At 73.1% G+C, this 16,049-nt stretch carries 16 protein-coding genes; 5 read left to right on the forward strand and 11 right to left on the reverse strand.

Features of this window, described 5'->3' with window-relative positions; translation table 11 throughout:
- Positions 1 to 69 precede the first annotated feature (69 nt).
- The 4 genes from ANAE109_RS13250 to lpxB form a co-directional block, all read right to left on the reverse strand.
- Positions 70 to 1,770: an AMP-binding protein gene (locus ANAE109_RS13250; protein ID WP_012097381.1), complete on the reverse strand. Its 1,701-nt coding sequence runs from the start codon at positions 1,768 to 1,770 to the stop codon at positions 70 to 72.
- A gap of 101 nt (positions 1,771 to 1,871) precedes the next feature.
- Positions 1,872 to 2,522 (reverse strand): MarC family protein, encoded by a 651-nt coding sequence (locus tag ANAE109_RS13255; protein WP_041448329.1) that lies wholly within the window; start codon positions 2,520 to 2,522, stop codon positions 1,872 to 1,874.
- 99 nt (positions 2,523 to 2,621) lie between these two features.
- On the reverse strand, positions 2,622 to 3,359 hold the full coding sequence (locus ANAE109_RS13260) for a polyprenol monophosphomannose synthase (protein WP_012097383.1): 738 nt from the start codon (positions 3,357 to 3,359) through the stop codon (positions 2,622 to 2,624).
- Positions 3,356 to 4,489: a lipid-A-disaccharide synthase gene (gene lpxB / locus ANAE109_RS13265; protein ID WP_012097384.1), complete on the reverse strand. Its 1,134-nt coding sequence runs from the start codon at positions 4,487 to 4,489 to the stop codon at positions 3,356 to 3,358. The genes ANAE109_RS13260 and lpxB overlap by 4 nt, the downstream gene beginning before the upstream one ends.
- Before the next feature lie 115 nt (positions 4,490 to 4,604).
- Between lpxB and ANAE109_RS13270 the strand changes: the two genes are divergently transcribed.
- Together ANAE109_RS13270 and ANAE109_RS13275 are read left to right on the forward strand one after the other, a co-directional pair.
- Positions 4,605 to 5,282, forward strand: coding sequence for a lipopolysaccharide assembly protein LapB (locus tag ANAE109_RS13270; RefSeq protein WP_012097385.1), 678 nt, complete (start codon positions 4,605 to 4,607; stop codon positions 5,280 to 5,282).
- Between the two features lie 90 nt (positions 5,283 to 5,372).
- Positions 5,373 to 5,801, forward strand: a complete 429-nt coding sequence (locus ANAE109_RS13275; protein ID WP_012097386.1) for a hypothetical protein — start codon at positions 5,373 to 5,375, stop codon at positions 5,799 to 5,801.
- A gap of 60 nt (positions 5,802 to 5,861) precedes the next feature.
- On the opposite strand, the gene ANAE109_RS13280 is transcribed toward ANAE109_RS13275, so the two are convergent.
- From ANAE109_RS13280 to ANAE109_RS13300, 5 genes are all read right to left on the reverse strand, one after another.
- Positions 5,862 to 6,173 (reverse strand): helix-turn-helix transcriptional regulator, encoded by a 312-nt coding sequence (locus ANAE109_RS13280; RefSeq protein WP_041449166.1) that lies wholly within the window; start codon positions 6,171 to 6,173, stop codon positions 5,862 to 5,864.
- A gap of 53 nt (positions 6,174 to 6,226) precedes the next feature.
- Positions 6,227 to 7,603, reverse strand: a complete 1,377-nt coding sequence (locus ANAE109_RS13285; RefSeq protein ID WP_012097388.1) for a cytochrome c3 family protein — start codon at positions 7,601 to 7,603, stop codon at positions 6,227 to 6,229.
- A 101-nt stretch (positions 7,604 to 7,704) separates the two neighbouring features.
- Positions 7,705 to 8,010, reverse strand: a complete 306-nt coding sequence (locus tag ANAE109_RS13290; RefSeq protein WP_012097389.1) for a hypothetical protein — start codon at positions 8,008 to 8,010, stop codon at positions 7,705 to 7,707.
- Between the two features lie 40 nt (positions 8,011 to 8,050).
- Positions 8,051 to 8,764, reverse strand: a complete 714-nt coding sequence (locus ANAE109_RS13295) for a YeeE/YedE thiosulfate transporter family protein (protein WP_012097390.1) — start codon at positions 8,762 to 8,764, stop codon at positions 8,051 to 8,053.
- A complete protein-coding gene (locus ANAE109_RS13300; protein WP_012097391.1) occupies positions 8,761 to 9,276 on the reverse strand; it encodes a YeeE/YedE thiosulfate transporter family protein in 516 nt (171 codons plus the stop codon). Before ANAE109_RS13300 ends, ANAE109_RS13295 begins: the two co-directional genes overlap by 4 nt.
- A gap of 509 nt (positions 9,277 to 9,785) precedes the next feature.
- Between ANAE109_RS13300 and ANAE109_RS13305 the strand changes: the two genes are divergently transcribed.
- The 3 genes from ANAE109_RS13305 (at position 9,786) to ANAE109_RS13315 (ending at position 14,107) form a co-directional block, all read left to right on the forward strand.
- On the forward strand, positions 9,786 to 11,132 hold the full coding sequence (locus tag ANAE109_RS13305) for a cell wall metabolism sensor histidine kinase WalK (protein ID WP_012097393.1): 1,347 nt from the start codon (positions 9,786 to 9,788) through the stop codon (positions 11,130 to 11,132).
- Positions 11,129 to 11,509: a response regulator gene (locus ANAE109_RS13310; RefSeq protein WP_012097394.1), complete on the forward strand. Its 381-nt coding sequence runs from the start codon at positions 11,129 to 11,131 to the stop codon at positions 11,507 to 11,509. Before ANAE109_RS13305 ends, ANAE109_RS13310 begins: the two co-directional genes overlap by 4 nt.
- An 87-nt stretch (positions 11,510 to 11,596) precedes the next feature.
- Complete coding sequence (locus ANAE109_RS13315) at positions 11,597 to 14,107, forward strand: heavy metal translocating P-type ATPase (RefSeq protein ID WP_012097396.1); 2,511 nt, start codon at positions 11,597 to 11,599, stop codon at positions 14,105 to 14,107.
- An 18-nt stretch (positions 14,108 to 14,125) separates the two neighbouring features.
- On the opposite strand, the gene ANAE109_RS13320 is transcribed toward ANAE109_RS13315, so the two are convergent.
- Complete coding sequence (locus ANAE109_RS13320; protein WP_041448331.1) at positions 14,126 to 15,217, reverse strand: hypothetical protein; 1,092 nt, start codon at positions 15,215 to 15,217, stop codon at positions 14,126 to 14,128.
- Positions 15,218 to 15,453: 236 nt separating this feature from the next.
- Positions 15,454 to 16,035, reverse strand: a complete 582-nt coding sequence (locus ANAE109_RS13325) for a TIGR00730 family Rossman fold protein (RefSeq protein WP_012097399.1) — start codon at positions 16,033 to 16,035, stop codon at positions 15,454 to 15,456.
- Between the last annotated feature and the right edge of the window lie 14 nt (positions 16,036 to 16,049).

A 16,049-nucleotide genomic window follows, 5' to 3' on the forward strand; every position in this document is an offset into this window, starting at 1 on the left:
CACGGGTTCTTCACCGCGCGGCCGGCGCGGCCCGAGAGGGCCGCGCCGGTTCGCCGCGGACCGTCGTGATCAGTCGCCTCGGGCGAGCTCGGGGAAGTCGTCCTGCCAGAACTCGCGGGGACCGCGCGGCGCGCCGGGCTCGCGCGCCTGCTCGCGGCGGCGGAGCTCGACGCGGCGGATCTTGCCGGACACGGTCTTCGGCAGCTCCGAGAACTCGAGGCGCCGGACGCGCTTGAACGGCGCGAGCCGCCGGCGCAGGAACCGGAAGACCTCCAGCGCCAGCTCTCGATCGGGCGCGCGCCCGGGCTTGAGGATGATGAACGCCTTGGGGACGAGGCCGCGCACCGGGTCCGGGCTCGGCACGATCGCCGCCTCCGCCACCGCGTCGTGCTCGATGAGCGCGCTCTCCAGCTCGAACGGGCTGATCCGGTAGTCCGAGCTCTTGAAGACGTCGTCCGCGCGCCCGACGTAGGTGATGTACCCGTCCGCGTCCCGGGTGGCCACGTCGCCGGTGTGGTAGTGGCCGTGCCGCGCGGTGAACTCGTTGAGATTGGGGTCGTCCTCGTAGCCCGCCATGAGGCCGGCCGGGCGCGGCTCGAGCGAGATGCTGACCTCGCCCTCCTCCGGCGCCGGGCGCCCGTCCTCGTCGAGCAGCGCGATGCGGTAGCCCGGCAGCGGGCGGCCCATGGAGCCCGTCTTGAGCGGCTGCCCGGGCGAGTTGCCGATCTGGGCGGTCGTCTCCGTCTGGCCGTAGCCGTCGCGGATGGTGACGCCCCACGCCCGCTTGACGCGCTCGATGACCTCGGGGTTGAGGGGCTCGCCCGCGGAGAGGGCCTCGCGCAGCTTCACCTGGTGCTGGGCGAGCTCCTCGAGGATGAGCATGCGCCAGACGGTGGGCGGGGCGCACATCGTCGTGACCTCGTGGCGCGCGAGCACCTCCAGCGTCGCGCGCGGCACGAAGCGCGCGTAGTTGTGCACGAACACCGTCGCGCCCGCGTTGAACGGGGCGAAGAAGCTCGACCAGGCGTGCTTCGCCCAGCCCGGCGACGAGATGTTCATGTGCACGTCGCCCTCGCGGAGGCCGATCCAGTACATCGTGGAGAGGTGCCCGACCGGATAGCTCCGCTGCGTGTGCACGACGAGCTTCGGCTTCGCGGTCGTGCCGCTCGTGAAGTAGAGCAGCACCGGGTCGGACGACATCGTCTCCCCGTGCGGGATGAAGAGCGACGACTCCTCGTAGGCGAGCTCGAACGGGATCCAGCCCGGGACCTGCTCCCCGACGACGAGGCGCGTCAGGCCGCCGTCGATGGTGCGCATCTTCTCCGCGCCCGCCGGGTCGGTCACGACGTGGCGCACGCGGCCGCGCTCGATGCGGTCCACGAGGTCCTCCGGCGTGAGGAGCGTGCTGGCGGGGATCACGCACGCGCCGAGCTTCATCGCCGCGAGCATCACCTCCCAGATCTGGACGCAGTTCGGCAGCATCATCAGGATGCGGTCGCCGCGCTCGACGCCGTGACGGCGCAGGTAGATGGCGACGCGGTTCGACCGCTCCGCCAGCTCCGCGTAGGACAGGCGCACCTCGGCGCCGTACTCCTCGACGATGTGCAGGGCGGTGCGGGGGTTCCCGTCCGCGACGATGTCGAACCAGTCGAGCGCCCAGTTGAAGCGATCCAGGACGGGCCAGCGGAACTCCCGGTAGGCGGTCTCGTAGTCCTCGCGGTGCTTCACGAGGAAGTCGCGGGCGCGGCGGAAGCTCTCCGTGGACGACATTCGGCCTCCCGTGGTTGGGGACGGCGAGTGTGACAGAGGGCCGCAGGCGCCGCGAGCCGTCCGGGGCGTCCCGGCAGGGTACCCTCGGGACGGCCGCGCTCTCACCCGCCGAGCAGCCGTCCGACGAACGACTCCGACAGGCCGTCGAGCATGAACTGGATCCCGATCGCCACGAGGAGCAGGCCGGCGGCGCGCTCCAGGATGGCGAGGCCGGTCCGCCCCAGGACCTTCTCCGTGCGCGTGGCGCCGGCGAGGATGGCGTAGCTCGCCGCGGCGGTGAGCGCGATCGCGACGAGCACCGGGAGGGCGTGCCACCACGGGCCGCCCCGGGCGCGGGCCATGAGGACGACGGCGGTCGCGATCCCCCCGGGCCCGGCCAGCAGCGGCATCGCGAGCGGGACGATGGCGATGTCCTCCTTGTCGGCGCCGGCCTCCACCTCACCCTCGGTGATGCGCGTCCGCGACGGCTGCGTGCGGATCATGTCGAGCGCCAGGAGGAGGAGCACGACGCCGCCCGCGATCTTGAAGGCCCCGAGGCTGATGCCGAGGAGCTTGAACACCCACGCGCCGGCGAGCGCGAAGCCGGCGAGCACGACGCCGGCGGCGATGGAGGCGCGGAGCGCGATCACGCGCCGCTCCTCGGCGGAGTGCCGTCGCGTCATCGCGAGGAAGAACGGCACCGCCGAGAACGGGTCGACGACGAAGAAGATCGCCGAGAACGACACGAAGCCGAGGCTGAGGAGCTCTCCCATGACGCGGGGCGCAACATACCCCAAACGACCGGTCGTCATTCCGGAAACAGCGCGCGAGGCGGGCCGCCGGGGCGCACCCCCCTCGCCTGCGGCGCGGGGCTACTGCTCGGACGCGCGGCGGGCGAACGGCGAGCGGCGGATCGACCAGACCTTGCGCACGGCCTCGAGCACGATGCGGCGCGACATCTTGGACTGCCCCACGCGCCGGTCCGCGAAGACGATGGGCACCTCGACGACCCGGAACCCCCGCCGCAGCGCGCGGTAGGTGAGCTCGATCTGGAAGGCGTAGCCGGTGCACTCCACCGTGGAGAGGTCGATCGCCTCGAGCACCTCCCGCCGGAAGCACTTGAAGCCGCCGGTGAGGTCCCTCACGCGGACGCCCAGGATCGTGCGCGCGTAGAGGCTCCCGCCGCGCGAGATGAGCTTGCGGCCGAGGCCCCAGTTCACCGTGCCGCCGCCGCGCACGTAGCGCGAGCCGAGCACGAGGTCCGCGTCGGTGCGGGCCCGCCCCAGCAGCGCGGGCAGGTAGCGCGGATCGTGCGAGAAGTCCGCGTCCATCTCCAGCACGTACGCGTAGCCGCGCGAGAGCGCCCAGTCGAAGCCGGCGAGGTACGCCTTCCCGAGCCCCTGCTTGCCGGCGCGGTGCAGCACCTGCACGCGCGGCTCGCGCGCGGCGATCTCGTCGGCGAGCCGGCCGGTGCCGTCCGGCGAGTTGTCGTCGATGACCAGCACGTCCACGTCCGGGGTGGCCGCCAGGACCGCCGCCAGGAGGGGCTCCAGGTTCTCGCGCTCGTCGTAGGTGGGGAGGCACACCAGGGCCGGACGGCGATCGTTCATGTCATGACCCCAGCCACCTCCTCGGCCACCCGCCTCGGCGCGCCGGGCTCCCCGAGCGAGTCGCGCACCTCGCGCAGGGCCGCGAGCTGCGTGTCGCGCGCGACGCGGTCGCCGAGGAGCTTCTCGATCTCCGCCGCCATGCGGGCCGGGGAGGCCTCGCCCTGCAGCAGCTCGGGCACCACTCCACGACCGGCGAGGATGTTGACGAGCGCGAAGTGCGCGATGCGCACGAGGAGGCGGCCGAGCGCGTACGTGAGCCAGGAGAGCCGGTACACCACCACCATCGGGCGGAGCATGATCGCCGTCTCGAGCGTGGAGGTGCCGCTCTTCACGATGGCCGCGTCGCTCGCGCCCACCACCTCCTCGGTGCGCCCGTCGACGAGCTTCACCTCGATGGTGCGGTGCTGCGCGAGGTACGGCTCGAGCGCGCTCCGCGGCAGCGTGGGCGCCACGGGGACCACGAACTGCGCGTCCGGGTGAGCGGCCTTGATCCGCTCGGCGGCCTCGAGCATCGGCGCGAACAGCCGCTTCAGCTCGGAGGGGCGACTGCCCGGCACGAGGGCCACGGTCGTGCGCGCCCCGTCGAGCCCGAGCGCGGCGCGGTAGCTCCCCGGCGCCTCCGGAGGCGGCCGCTCCGCGAACGGATGCCCGACGAAGCGCGCCCGGACGCCGGTGCCTTCGTAGTAGCGCGGCTCGAACGGGAGGATGCAGAGCATCCGGTCCACCACCTTGGCGATCTTCTTCGCGCGGCCCTTCCGCCAGGCCCAGATGGTGGGAGACACGTAGTAGACGACGGGGATCCCGAGCTTCTTCAGCTTCGCGGCCAGCCGAAGGTTGAAGTCGGGCAGGTCCACGAGCAAGGCCGCCTTCGGGCGCCGCTCGGCGGCGGTCCGCGCGAGCAGCCGCAGGATCCCGAGGATCCGCGGCAACCTGGGCAGCACCTCGGCGACCCCCATGACGCAGATGTCCTCCGCGGGGGCGATCGCCTCCAGCCCGGCGGCGCGCAGCCGGGGCCCCCCGACGCCGAAGGCGTGGACCCCCGGGCGCAGGCCGCGGAGCTCCTCCAGCGCGCGCGCCGCGTGCAGGTCGGCGCTCGCCTCGCCCGCGACGATGAGGATCTCCTCGGCCAAGCGGGCGGGTCATAACACCGCGCCGACGGCCGGTCCAACGGCGGGGGCCGATGTGGGCGGACGGCGCCACGATGACGGGTGGAGCTTCGCGCCCGAGCGCGGCTAACATCGCCGCGTGGCCCTCTTCCGCCGAAAGCCCCGCTCCCGCGTCGAGATCATCGCCGCGGCGGACCGCGCCCGCGCGCGCGGACGGATCCGCAAGGCCGTCGCGGGATACCGGGAGGCGCTCCGCGCCGACCCCGAGGATCCATCACTTAACGTGAAGATCGCCCCGCTGCTCGCGCGCATCGGCCAGGGGGCCGAGGGCGCGCGCTGCTTCCGCCGCGCCGCAGAGCGCCACCTCGCGGCCGGCTTCACCGATCGCGCCGCCGCGGTCTGCGCGAACGCCATCCAGGTGTTCCCGCAGGAGCCGGCGTTCCGGAGGGAGCTCGCCCGCCTTCACGCGCTGCGGGGGCGGCGCGCCGACGCGGTCGGCGCGCTCGTGGACGGCGGCCAGGTGCTGGCCCGGCGCCAGCGCCCGGCGGCCGTCTCGCTCCTGCGCTTCGCCCTCGAGCTCGAGCCCATGCACGTGGAGGCGCGACTGACGCTCGCGCCGCTCCTCGCCGCCCTGGGGGAGCGCGTCGAGGCGCGGGCGATCCTCCGCGCGCTCGAGGGACACGCCCGCGGGCGGGACCTGCGCCGCGTGCGGTGGGCCGCGCTCCGGCTGGCGCCCTCTCCGAGAGCGCTGTGGCGCTGGGTCGCGGCCGCCTTCTCCCGCGGCGGCGCGGCAAGGCGCCTCCCCTCTGCGCGGTAGGGCCCCCTCGGGCGACTCCCGACGGGATGGCAGGATCTGGTCCACGTTCGGATTTGCCTCCCAGCCTGCCCCATGCTGGAGTGCGACCGAATGTCACGGGGAGGGAGCAAGATCCGGGCCGAGCTGCCCTGGCTCGCAGTGTCGCTCTGCGGCATCCTGGCCGCGCACGCCTTTTCGCACTTCGTCATCCACCGGGGCGCGATCCTCGCGTCGATCGCGGCGACGGGGACGGTGCCGGCGTGGATGTGGGGCGCCCTCTTCGCGCCGGAGCTCCTCGCTTGCTTCATCGTGGGCTGGCGGCTGTCCACGTGGCCGCAGGTCGTGGTGTACGCCGCAGCGGCCGCCGTGGTGCGCCAGGCCTGCGAGCTCGGGCTCCACGCCTCCGGCGATCCCGGGCACGCGCTGGAGGGTCCGCGCGACGTGCTCGTCGCCACCCCGGTCGTGGCGCTCGTCTACCTCCTGCTGATCGGCCTCGCCTCCTCCTCCGGGCGACAGGAGCGGCAGCTCGACCGCGCCTAGAAGCCCGCTCCCACGACCCCGCCGGCGAGGATCGCTCGGTGGAGCGAGCTTCTCACGGCCTCACCGCTCGCAGCGCTCCATGCAGCACACGAGGTCCACGAGCGCCGGCTCGGCGAGGCGGTAGCGCGCGAAGCCGTCCTCACGCGTCGCCGCCACGAGCCCGAGGCTGCGCAGGATCCGGAGCTGCTGCGAGACGATCGCCTGGCTCGCGCCGAGGCGCTCGGCGAGCGCCGACACGTTCAGCTCCTCGCGGCAGAGCGACGCGACGATGCGCAGCCGCAGCGGGTGCGCGACCGCCTTCAGCACCTCCGCGATCCGGCCGGCACGGTCGGGGTCGTCGGCGAGGGGCGGCTCTGGGCGAGGGCTCGGCACGTCGGTGACAGGATAGCGCGGGCGGGCGCGACGCGCCCGCCCGCCGTTCACGCTCACCACTCTTCCTTCTTGCGTTCCTTCTCGTGGAGCCGGTCGAACCAGAGCGCGGCGCTCTTCAGCTTCCGCCGCGCGATCTCCCCCTTCGAGTAGCCCAGCGCCTCGAAGTCGAGCTGCCCGTTGGCGGTGTGGCACCGGTCGCAGGACAGCGCCTTCGTCTTGGTGACGAGGTGGCTGTTCGAGAAGTAGATGGTCTGCCAGCCGGGGACCGGGTCCACCTTCTTCAGCCCCAGCGTCTTCGCGGCGGAGGCGACGCCGGCGAGCGTGTCGCCGGTGGCGGTCGGCTGGGCGAAGTCCATGGAGAGGAGCTTGCCGGTGCGGCGGTCGTAGTAGGCCCGCCCCTCGTAGATCTTGAAGGGGAAGATCTTGCTCTTCGGGTCGGAGCGGCTCCCCTTCGGCCCGATGAGGTGCGGCTCGTTGCGGACGTTGCCGTTGAACCAGGCGTAGACGGGCTTCGTGCCGGCCGGGTCGCGGCGGATGGTGGACGGCTCGTAGAACCCGGTGGACTCGTCCTTCGCCCACTTCGTGAAATCCTTGGCGACGGCGCCGCCGGAGGTGGGGATGTGGCAGGTCTGGCAGGCGAGCTTGGCGGTGTGGGCGTCGTAGTCCGCGTCCTTGTGCGGCTTGGCGCCATGGCAGTCGGCGCAGCCGATGCGCACGCCGTCGTTCGCCCAGTTGTTCGGGTCGAAGCCGGTCGGGATCTTGTGGTCCTTCGCCTTGTGGCAATCGGCGCACGTCATGCCCTTCGCGGCGTGGACGTCGTGCTCGGCGTCGAACGCGAAGCCGCGCTTGATGAGCTGGCCGCCGCCCGCGGTCTCGTGGCAGGTCATGCACGCCTTCACGGTGGGCTTGCCGACGGCGAGGGCCGCCTCCTTGCTGCGGTCCTGCCCGATGGCGACCTTGCCGTCCGCCGTCTTGAAGGGCTTGCGCTTCGAGTAGTCGTACTTGCTCGAGTGACAGACGAGGCAGTCGATGGCGGCCTCCGCGTCGGGCCCGGTGGAGCCGACGTCGGAGAGGTGGTTCCCGGGATGGCAGCTGTTGCAGCCCGTGAGCTTCGTCTTGCCGAGCTCGTTCTGCGGGATCTCCTTGAGATCGTTGACGATGTCGTTGCCGTTGCAGAACGTGTAGATGCGGTTCTTCATCCCGTATTCCTGACGGGGATCCAGGTTGTCCACGTTCGTCACCTTCGACGCGTGCTTCCAGTGGACGGTGGCGAGGAACGCCTTGGCGCTGCCGGGGTGGCACTCCTCGCAGGTGCTCGGGCCCTGGTAGCCCTTCTCGCGGATGACGTCGTTGCCGGGGTGCTCCCCGGCGAGCGCGGGCCCGGCGAGGATCGCCGCGGCGAGCGCGAGGCTGCGGATCATGTTGGACATTTCACTATCCGTTTCGATCGAGGAGCGAAAAACGGGCTGCGGCGCCGCAGGGGGCGCGCCGCAGCCCAGCTCCGGCTCCGGGGGAAGGAGCGCGGAGCTCTCTAGCAGCCGCCCGCCTTCTTGAAGAAGGTGGAGTGGTTCTTCCCGTCCTTCTGCTCGTACTTGGCCTTGATCTCGTCGCCGACGCCGATCCGCTTGTCCTTGAACTTCTCCAGCGTGACGGTGTCGTCGACGAGCAGGTCCACCGCGGCGCCGCTCCTGGCGTCCTTGAGGGTCGCCACGGCGGACGCGCCGGACAGCTCGATCTTGGTGACGGTGCCGAGCATCTTCTCCTCGGCCTGGGCCGGGGTCGCGGTGGCGAGCGCGAACGCGACGGCGAGCGCGACGGCGGACAGCAGCTTCTTCATCGGTCTTCTCCTCGTCTCTACTGCGGGGTGAGCGGCGGGGTTACGGCGCCGCCGAGGTGCCGGTCGGGAGCGCGAGCATCGCGACGCCGGCGAGGGCGACCGCGACCAGCCCGACGAAGATCCACTTGCGCGCCGCGCCCGGGGCGGCGCCCTCCGGCGTGCCGCCGGCGACGATGCGCTCGATGCGCTCGCCCCCCAGGAACGCCGCGATGGCGATGGCGACGACGAACGCAGCGACGACCGGGGCCGGCAGGCCCAGCCACTCGGAGAGCGAGAGCGCCCCGAGCTTGCCGGAGTTGGGGAACGTGCCGAGCGCGGGCTCGACGTGCGCGTAGACGAGCCCGCCGGCGACCACGCCGAGCACGGTCGCCGCTCCGTCGAGCTTGCCGGAGGCCGTCGCGACGAGCGAGGTGCCCGGGCAATAGCCGGACGTCACGAACCCGGCGCCGAGCAGCAGGCCGCCCACGATCATGGGCCAGAGGTAGGTGGGGTAGTTGAACTGCATGGCCTCGAGGTCCGCGATCCCCGCGGAGGAGAGCACCACGAGCCCGAGCATCGCGGTCACGACGGCGGTGAACATCACCTTGAGGACGGTGAGGTCGTTTCCGTAGAACTGGCCGACCAGCTTCTGGGCCCGCCCGAAGCCGGAGCGCTCCAGGACGAACCCGAAGGCGATCCCGACGAGCACGGCGACGCCGAGGCCGAGCGCGCGGCGCTCGTCCGAGAGCGCGTCGATGGGGAAGATCGTCGTCATCGCCACTGCCTCCTCATGGACCACGCGACGGCGTAGCCGCCCGCGAACACCGACAGCATGAAGGCCCAGGACCCCACGGACATCACCGCGCCGCCCGAGAGCGCCTGTCCCGACGTGCAGCCGCGGGTCAACTTCGCGGCGAAGCCCATCAGCACGCCGCCCACTATCGCGAACCCGATCCGTCCCGCGCTCGAGAAGCTCGGCCCCTTCAGGACCTCGCGGGAGAAGCGCCCCGAGGTGATCGCCGCGAGGGCGCCGCCGACGAGCATCCCGACGACCTCGAACACGAGCCAGTCGTCGAGCGGGTGGCCCTCCTCCACGACGCCCGCGATCGCGGGCACGCTCTGCGCGTGCGCCGGCGCGACGCCGTCCAGCGCCCAGACGCCGAGCCGGTAGGTGGCCCCCGACGCCCCGAGGCCCTTGCCCATGAGCAGGAAGGTCGCGAGCAACACCAGCCCGAGCGCCACGCCTCCGGCGTAGGGATTCCAGAATCTGCTGGGGTTCTTCTCCATCCGTTTTCCTCCACTGCCGTCACGCCACGAGCTGCCCGCACCACCGCGGACCGACCGGTAGAGCCCACGCTCCCCCATGAGGTTCCGGAGCGGGCGCTCGGCCGTGGATCTCACCGGTCCGCGGGCGCGCCTCACGAGCGCGCGGGGCGCTCGCGGCCGGACCGCCTGGCGCTGCGCCCGTGTCGCCGAGCCCTCGGCCGAGGCGCTCCCTCGAAGCGCAGCATCGCATACATAGCGACATCGCTATATCGTTATGCAACCACCAGGCCGCGGGTGCTCCTCCCCGCGTTCGACTGCAATTGCGCGTGACGGAGGGCCGGACGCGCTGCCGCACCGCGCAAGGGATGCGTGCGCCGCCGTCGGAGCGCAAAATCTCCCAAGCTGGCGGCGAGCTTGGGGCGCTCGGCGGTCCGCCCCGCCACGACGCGCCGTATGCACCATGGGTGAACACCGGGCCGAGGTCGCGCGGCCGGGGTGACAACTCCGGGTGGTGTCGCTAGACAATCCTGGTGACCTCCGGCCCCTCCCAGCGCGCGGGCGCGCCCGGAGCCACCCTCCCCGAGCTCTCCCGCACTCCTCGCTGGCGACGCCGCCTCCCGTGGTCCCCCGGCCGCATCGTCGGCGCCTACGCCCTGGTCGCCTCGCTGTGGATCGGCCTCTCGGACCGGGTGGTGGAGGCGGTCGTGGGTGACCACGCCCGCACCGCCCTGCAGACCGCGAAGGGGATCGGGTTCGTCCTCGTCACCTCGGCGCTGCTGTACGCGCTCATCCATCGCCGCGAGCACGGCCTGCGTCTTCGGGGCGCGGAGATCCGGGCCACCATCGAGAGCATGGCCGACGCGGTCCTCGTCGTGGACACGCGCGCCCAGATCGTGGAGGTGAACAAGGCCGCCGCCGAGCTCCTGCGCGTCGGAGCGCGCACGGAGCTGCTGCTGCCGTTGCAGGAGTGGGGGCGGCGCTTCCAGCTCCGGTACCTCGACGGCTCGCCCGTGCCGTACGAGCGCTTCGCCACCGTCCGCGCCCTCTCCGGCGAGCGCGTGCCGGCCTACGACGGGATCGTCCGCGCCGCCGACGGGCGCGACGTCTTCCTCTCCGTCACCGCCGCGCCGGTGCTGGTCTCCGGCGGCCGCACGGAGCTCGCGGTGGCGGTCCTCCGCGACGTCTCGGCCGCGCGGCGCCTCGACGAGCTTCGCGACGAGTTCCTCTCCACCGCCGCGCACGAGTTCAAGACGCCGCTCGCCGTCATCAAGGCGTACGCCCAGCTCCTGCAGAAGCGCGAGCCGGCCGAGGCGCAGGCGCTCGTCGTGATCCAGCGGCAGGTCGATCGCCTGAACCGGCTCGTGCAGCACCTCCTCGACACGACGCGCCTGCGGCTCGACGTCCGCGACGAGCGGCTGCACCGCTTCGATCTCGGCGCGCTCGCCGACGAGGTCGTCGGCCGGATGCGCGGCTCCGCCCCGGCGCACGACATCACCGTCTCGAGCGTCCCGGCTCCGGTGCGCGCCGATCGCGAGCGGCTCGCCCGCGTCATCACGAGCCTCGTGGACAACGCCATCCGGTTCTCGCCGCGCGGCGGACCCGTCGCGGCGCGGGTCGAGGCGCGCGACGGCGCCGCCGTCTTCTCGGTGGAGGATCGCGGCCTCGGCATCGCCCCGGAGCGGCAGGCGCGCATCTTCGAGCGGTACTACCGCGCCCACGCCGGCACCCCCCAGGACTACGGCGGCCTCGGGCTGGGGCTCGACATGAGCCGCGAGATCGTGGCCCGCCACGGCGGGCGCATGTGGTTCGAGAGCACGCCCGGCCACGGCTCGACCTTCCACTTCAGCGTGCCGCTCGCCGACGAGGGCGCGCCGTGACTCCACGCAGCGTGCTCGTCGTCGAGGACGATCCCGACCTGCTGTCGCTCCTCGAGATGATCCTCGAGGACGCGGGCCACCGGGTGCGCACCGCGCCGGAGGGCTTCGCGGCGCTCGCCCGCGTCGACGAGGAGATGCCGGGGGTCATCCTCCTGGACATGCGCATGCCCGGGATGAATGGCTGGGAGTTCGCGAGGGAGTTCCGCGCGCGGCACGGACACGCCTGCCCGATCGTCGTCGTGACCGCCGCCGAGAACGCCCGCGCGCGCGCCGAGGAGATCGGCGCCGAGGGGTGGCTGGCGAAGCCCTTCGAGCTCGAGGACGTGCTCTCTACCGTCGAGCGGCACCTCGCCGCCGCGGGCGCGGCGGGCACTTGAGCCCCCAGGGGGAACCGTCCCGCGCCCCGGTGGCTCCCACCGCGCTCAGGCCTCCCCCGGATCGTTGCACCATCAGGAGAACCCGAGATGCAGAACAGCTCCGGCACGAACCCGGTCGCCGCCGCCCCGCCGCCCACGCGCGACCCCGTGTGCGGGATGGACGTCGACCGCGAGAACCCGCAGGGCGGGATCGTGCAGCGCGGCCGCTACGCCTACCACTTCTGCAGCGAGGACTGCCGCGCGCGCTTCGAGGCGGCGCCGGAGCGCTACTTCGCGCTCGATCCCGTCTGCGGGATGGAGGTGAACCCGAAGGCGCCGAAGGGCGGCGCGCACGAGCACGGCGGGGTGCGCTACTACTTCTGCAACCCGAAGTGCCTCGCCAAGTTCTCGGCCGACCCGGCGCCCTACCTCGCGCACGGGCCCGGCGGCATGCCGAAGGAGGCCCCTCCCCCGCCGCCCGGCGGGGAGGTGGTGTGGGTGTGCCCGATGTGCCCGGAGGTCCGGGAGAAGGAGCCGGTGCCGTGCCCGAGCTGCGGCATGGCGCTCGAGCCGCTCGTGGTGGGCGGCATGCCCTCCGCGGAGGAGCCGCCGAACCCCGAGCTCGAGAACATGAGCCGGCGCTTCTGGTGGGGCCTGCTCCCCACCCTCGCCGTCCTCGCGCTCGCCATGGGCGACATGCTCGCGGGGATGGCGGTGCGCGAGCGGCTGGGCTTCCGCGCCTTCGCGCTCCTCCAGCTCGCCTTCTCCGCGCCGGTGGTGCTCTGGGGCGGTCTCCCGTTCTTCGAGCGCGCGTGGCTGTCGCTCCGGACGTGGAAGCTCAACATGTTCACGCTCATCGGGCTCGGGACGGCCGCGGCCTTCCTCTTCAGCGCGGCCGCGACGCTGCTGCCCGCCGGAGCGTTCCCCCCCGCCTTCCTCGAGCACGGCGCGCCGCCCGTCTACTACGAGGCGGCCGCGGTGATCGTGGAGCTCGTGCTCCTCGGCCAGATCCTCGAGCTGCGGGCGCGCAGCCGGGTCTCGGGCGCGATCCGCGCGCTGCTCAAGCTCGCGCCTCGGACCGCCCGGCGCGTCGAGGCGGATCTGACGGAGCGCGACGTCGACGTCGACGAGGTCCGCGTGGGCGATCGCCTGCGGGTCCGCCCCGGCGAGAAGGTGCCGGTGGACGGCGTCGTGCTGTCGGGGAGCTCGTCCGTCGACGAGTCGATGGTCACCGGAGAGCCCGTCCCGGCGGAGAAGCGCGAGGGCGATCCGGTGACGGGCGCGACCCTGAACGGGAACGGCAGCTTCGTCATGCGGGCGGAGCGCGTGGGCAAGGACACGCTGCTCTCCCAGATCGTCCGGATGGTGATGGACGCGCAGCGCAGCCGCGCGCCCATCCAGCGCCTCGCCGACGTGGTGTCCGGGTGGTTCGTGCCGGCGGTCGTCGCCGCCGCCGGGATCGCCTTCGTGGCCTGGGCGACCGTCGGGCCGGAGCCGCGCCTCGCCCACGCGCTCGTGGCCGCCGTCGCCGTGCTCATCATCGCCTGCCCGTGCGCCCTCGGGCTCGCGACCCCCATGGCGATCATGGTCGGGACGGGGCGCGGCGCGGCGGCGGGCGTGCTCGTGAAGAGCGCGGAGGCGCTCGAGCGGTTCGAGCAGGTGGACGTGCTCCTCGTGGACAAGACCGGGACCCTCACCCGCGGCAAGCCGGCCCTCGGCCGCGTCGAGGCGGCGGGAGACCTCGCCGGCGACGAGCTGCTCCGCCTGGCGGCCAGCCTCGAGCGCGGCTCGGAGCACCCTCTCGCCTCCGCCATCGTCGCGGGGGCGCTCGCCCGCGGGCTCCGGCTCGTCGAGGCGCGGGAGTTCCGCGCGTTGGCCGGCAAGGGCGTCGTCGGCACGGTGGAGGGGCGAGCCGTCGCGCTCGGCAACGCGGCGCTGCTCGAGGAGCTGGGCGTCGAGGCGGCCCCGCTGATCGCGCCGGCGGAGGCCCTCCGCGCCGACGGCGGCACGGTCATGCTCGTCGCGGTCGACGGCCGCGCCGCCGGGATCGTGGAGGCGATCGATCCGGTGAAGCCCGACGCCGCCGGGGCGATCCGGGCGCTGCACGCCGAGGGGCTCGAGATCGTGATGGTCACCGGCGACAGCCGCACCACGGCCGCGGCCGTGGCGCGTCAGCTCGGGATCGACGCGGTGGAGGCGGAGGTGCTGCCCGCGCAGAAGGCCGACGCGGTCGCGCGCTGGCGCGCCCGCGGACGCGCCGTCGCCTTCGCCGGTGACGGCATCAACGACGCGCCCGCGCTCGCGGCGGCCGACGTGGGCATCGCCATGGGGACCGGCACCGACGTCGCGATCGAGTCCGCCGGGCTCACGCTCGTGAGGGGCGACCTCGGCGGCATCGTCCGAGCCCGCCGGCTCTCACGCGCCACCATGCGCAACATCCGGCAGAACCTGTTCTGGGCGTTCGCCTACAACGCCGTGGGCGTCCCGCTCGCCGGCGGCGCGCTCTACCCGCTCTTCGGCTGGCTGCTGTCCCCCATGATCGCCAGCGCGGCGATGAGCTTCAGCTCGGTGACGGTGATCTCGAACGCGCTCCGGCTCCGGCGCGCCCGCCTGGATTGATGGCGCGCGCGCGGGAGCTCACGGGAACAGCGTGAACCGCACGCCGCCCTCGAAGAGCGGCTGGAGGTCGCGGTCGTCGATGGATCGCTCGGGCAGCCCCTCCACGTCCACGTCCCAGTACGAGGTCCAGGAAACGCCGCCGTAAAGCCCCACGCCGAACACCGGGTTCGAGCGCAGATCGATGCCGCCCATGAGGCGCAGGATCTCGTGGCCGGTGTAGGTGACGAGCTCGCGCCCGTCGTAGTCCGAGGTCGAGACGTTGGCCCACGCGAACCCGGTGCCCACCGCGAGCCACTTGCCCAGCGGCTCCGTGGCGCCCCACGTGTGCCGGAGCAGGAGGCCGAACTTCGCGGTGGACGACATGCAGTCGTGGAGCCCCGAGGTCCTGCAGGCCTGGCGGTACACGTCGCCCGCGTCGCCGAAGCCGATGTCGCCGTAGAGGCCGAGGCCGAGGGCGGGGGTGAGGCGCAGGCCGCCCTCGAGCCACACGTCGAACTGCCCCTCCAGCACGTCTCCCGTCTCGACCCCGTCCCCCATCTCGCCGCCGAACCCGATCCCGCCCAGGCCGACCGCCGCATAGAACGGGGCGATGGGCGCGTAGCCGCGCGGCCGCGGCGGAGCCGCCGGTATCGGCTGCGGCGGGGGCATCGCCGCCGGAGGCGGAGGCGGAGGGCGCGGCTGGGCCCCGCGGCGCACTCGGACCGACCCGTCGGCGTACTCGATCCGCGTGATCTGATCGGACGGGAAGCGCCGGGTCGAGCCGTCGGGGAGCTGGATGGTCACCCCCTCGCGCGGCAGCTCCGCGATCACCCTGCCGCGGACGCGCCCCCCGGAGACGAGATAGACCGTATCGAGCGGCCCCTGCGGCACCGCGGTGCCCGCGGGCGGGGGTGCCACCGCGGCCGGGCCCGGAGCGGCGTTCCCGCGCTCGATCCGCACGATCGCGTCCGGATCGAAGCGGCGGAGCGTCCCGTCCTCCAGCCGGATCGTCACGCCCGCGGTAGGGCTCTCCTCCACGATCGTGCCGGTGAGGCGGGTGCCATCCTTGATGACGAGGGTGTCCTGGGTGGGCGCCGCGGCCAGGGCGGCGGCGAGCAGGATAGCGAGCATGATTCCTCCGGCGGACGTGGCGTCCGTCCCGCCGTCGCAGAAGCCACAAACGTGCCGGGCTGGGGGGCGGGCCGGCGACGGCCAGGCCCGGGCCCCGTCGCCCCGGCGCCGCACCGCGACATCACACGTCTTTTCCTGCCCCTGGCGGCGGCGCGGCGCCCCTCCCCTGCCCGGTGCCGTGCCGTGCGACGCGTGGACGGACGGCCCGCGTGTCGCAACGGATTCACGCCCGCCGCTCAGGTGGTCCCGGCGTCGATCCAGCGCTGGACGAGCGGCGGCTCGTACCTCGCGAAGGCGTCGAGCAGCGCCTCGGGATCGTCGCCCGAGAGCACCAGCCGCCGGTGCTCCGGGCGGAGGAAGCCCTCCTGGACGGCGTGATCGAAGTAGGCGACGAGCGGCCGGTAATATCCCCCCACGTCGAGGACCCCGCACGGCTTCACGTGCAGGCCGAGCTGGGCCCAGGTCAGGATCTCGGAGAGCTCCTCGAGCGTGCCCATGCCGCCCGGCAGCGCGAGGAACGCGTCGGCGAGCTCGGCCATCTTGGCCTTGCGCTCGTGCATCGAGGCGACCACGTGAAGACGGGTCAGGCCGCCGTGCGCGAGCTCGCGCGCCTGCAGCGCGCGAGGAATGACTCCGTCCACCTCGCCGCCCAGCTCGAGGGCGCCGTTCGCGACCGCCCCCATGAGCCCGACGCTCCCGCCGCCGTAAACGAGGCCGAGGCCACGCCGCGCGAGCGCCCTGCCGACCGCGCGCGCCGTCTCGGCGTAAAGAGTGTTTGTTCCGGTTGCGGATCCACAGAACACGCAGATGCGATTCATTGCCGGAAATTAGC

Origin of the sequence: Anaeromyxobacter sp. Fw109-5 (assembly GCF_000017505.1) — a bacterium.
Taxonomy (GTDB): domain Bacteria; phylum Myxococcota; class Myxococcia; order Myxococcales; family Anaeromyxobacteraceae; genus Anaeromyxobacter.

What these genes read in the sequence shown, in the direction of transcription:
- ANAE109_RS13275 (WP_012097386.1), top strand. Translation starts at nt 5,373, where the DNA reads ATGTCACGGGGAGGGAGCAAGATCCGGGCCGAGCTGCCCTGGCTCGCA.
- ANAE109_RS13285 (WP_012097388.1), bottom strand. Translation starts at nt 7,603, where the DNA reads ATGTCCAACATGATCCGCAGCCTCGCGCTCGCCGCGGCGATCCTCGCC.
- ANAE109_RS13320 (WP_041448331.1), bottom strand. Translation starts at nt 15,217, where the DNA reads ATGCTCGCTATCCTGCTCGCCGCCGCCCTGGCCGCGGCGCCCACCCAG.
- ANAE109_RS13325 (WP_012097399.1), bottom strand. Translation starts at nt 16,035, where the DNA reads ATGAATCGCATCTGCGTGTTCTGTGGATCCGCAACCGGAACAAACACT.
- ANAE109_RS13290 (WP_012097389.1), bottom strand. Translation starts at nt 8,010, where the DNA reads ATGAAGAAGCTGCTGTCCGCCGTCGCGCTCGCCGTCGCGTTCGCGCTC.
- ANAE109_RS13260 (WP_012097383.1), bottom strand. Translation starts at nt 3,359, where the DNA reads ATGAACGATCGCCGTCCGGCCCTGGTGTGCCTCCCCACCTACGACGAG.
- ANAE109_RS13250 (WP_012097381.1), bottom strand. Translation starts at nt 1,770, where the DNA reads ATGTCGTCCACGGAGAGCTTCCGCCGCGCCCGCGACTTCCTCGTGAAG.
- ANAE109_RS13315 (WP_012097396.1), top strand. Translation starts at nt 11,597, where the DNA reads ATGCAGAACAGCTCCGGCACGAACCCGGTCGCCGCCGCCCCGCCGCCC.
- ANAE109_RS13255 (WP_041448329.1), bottom strand. Translation starts at nt 2,522, where the DNA reads ATGGGAGAGCTCCTCAGCCTCGGCTTCGTGTCGTTCTCGGCGATCTTC.
- ANAE109_RS13300 (WP_012097391.1), bottom strand. Translation starts at nt 9,276, where the DNA reads ATGGAGAAGAACCCCAGCAGATTCTGGAATCCCTACGCCGGAGGCGTG.
- ANAE109_RS13295 (WP_012097390.1), bottom strand. Translation starts at nt 8,764, where the DNA reads ATGACGACGATCTTCCCCATCGACGCGCTCTCGGACGAGCGCCGCGCG.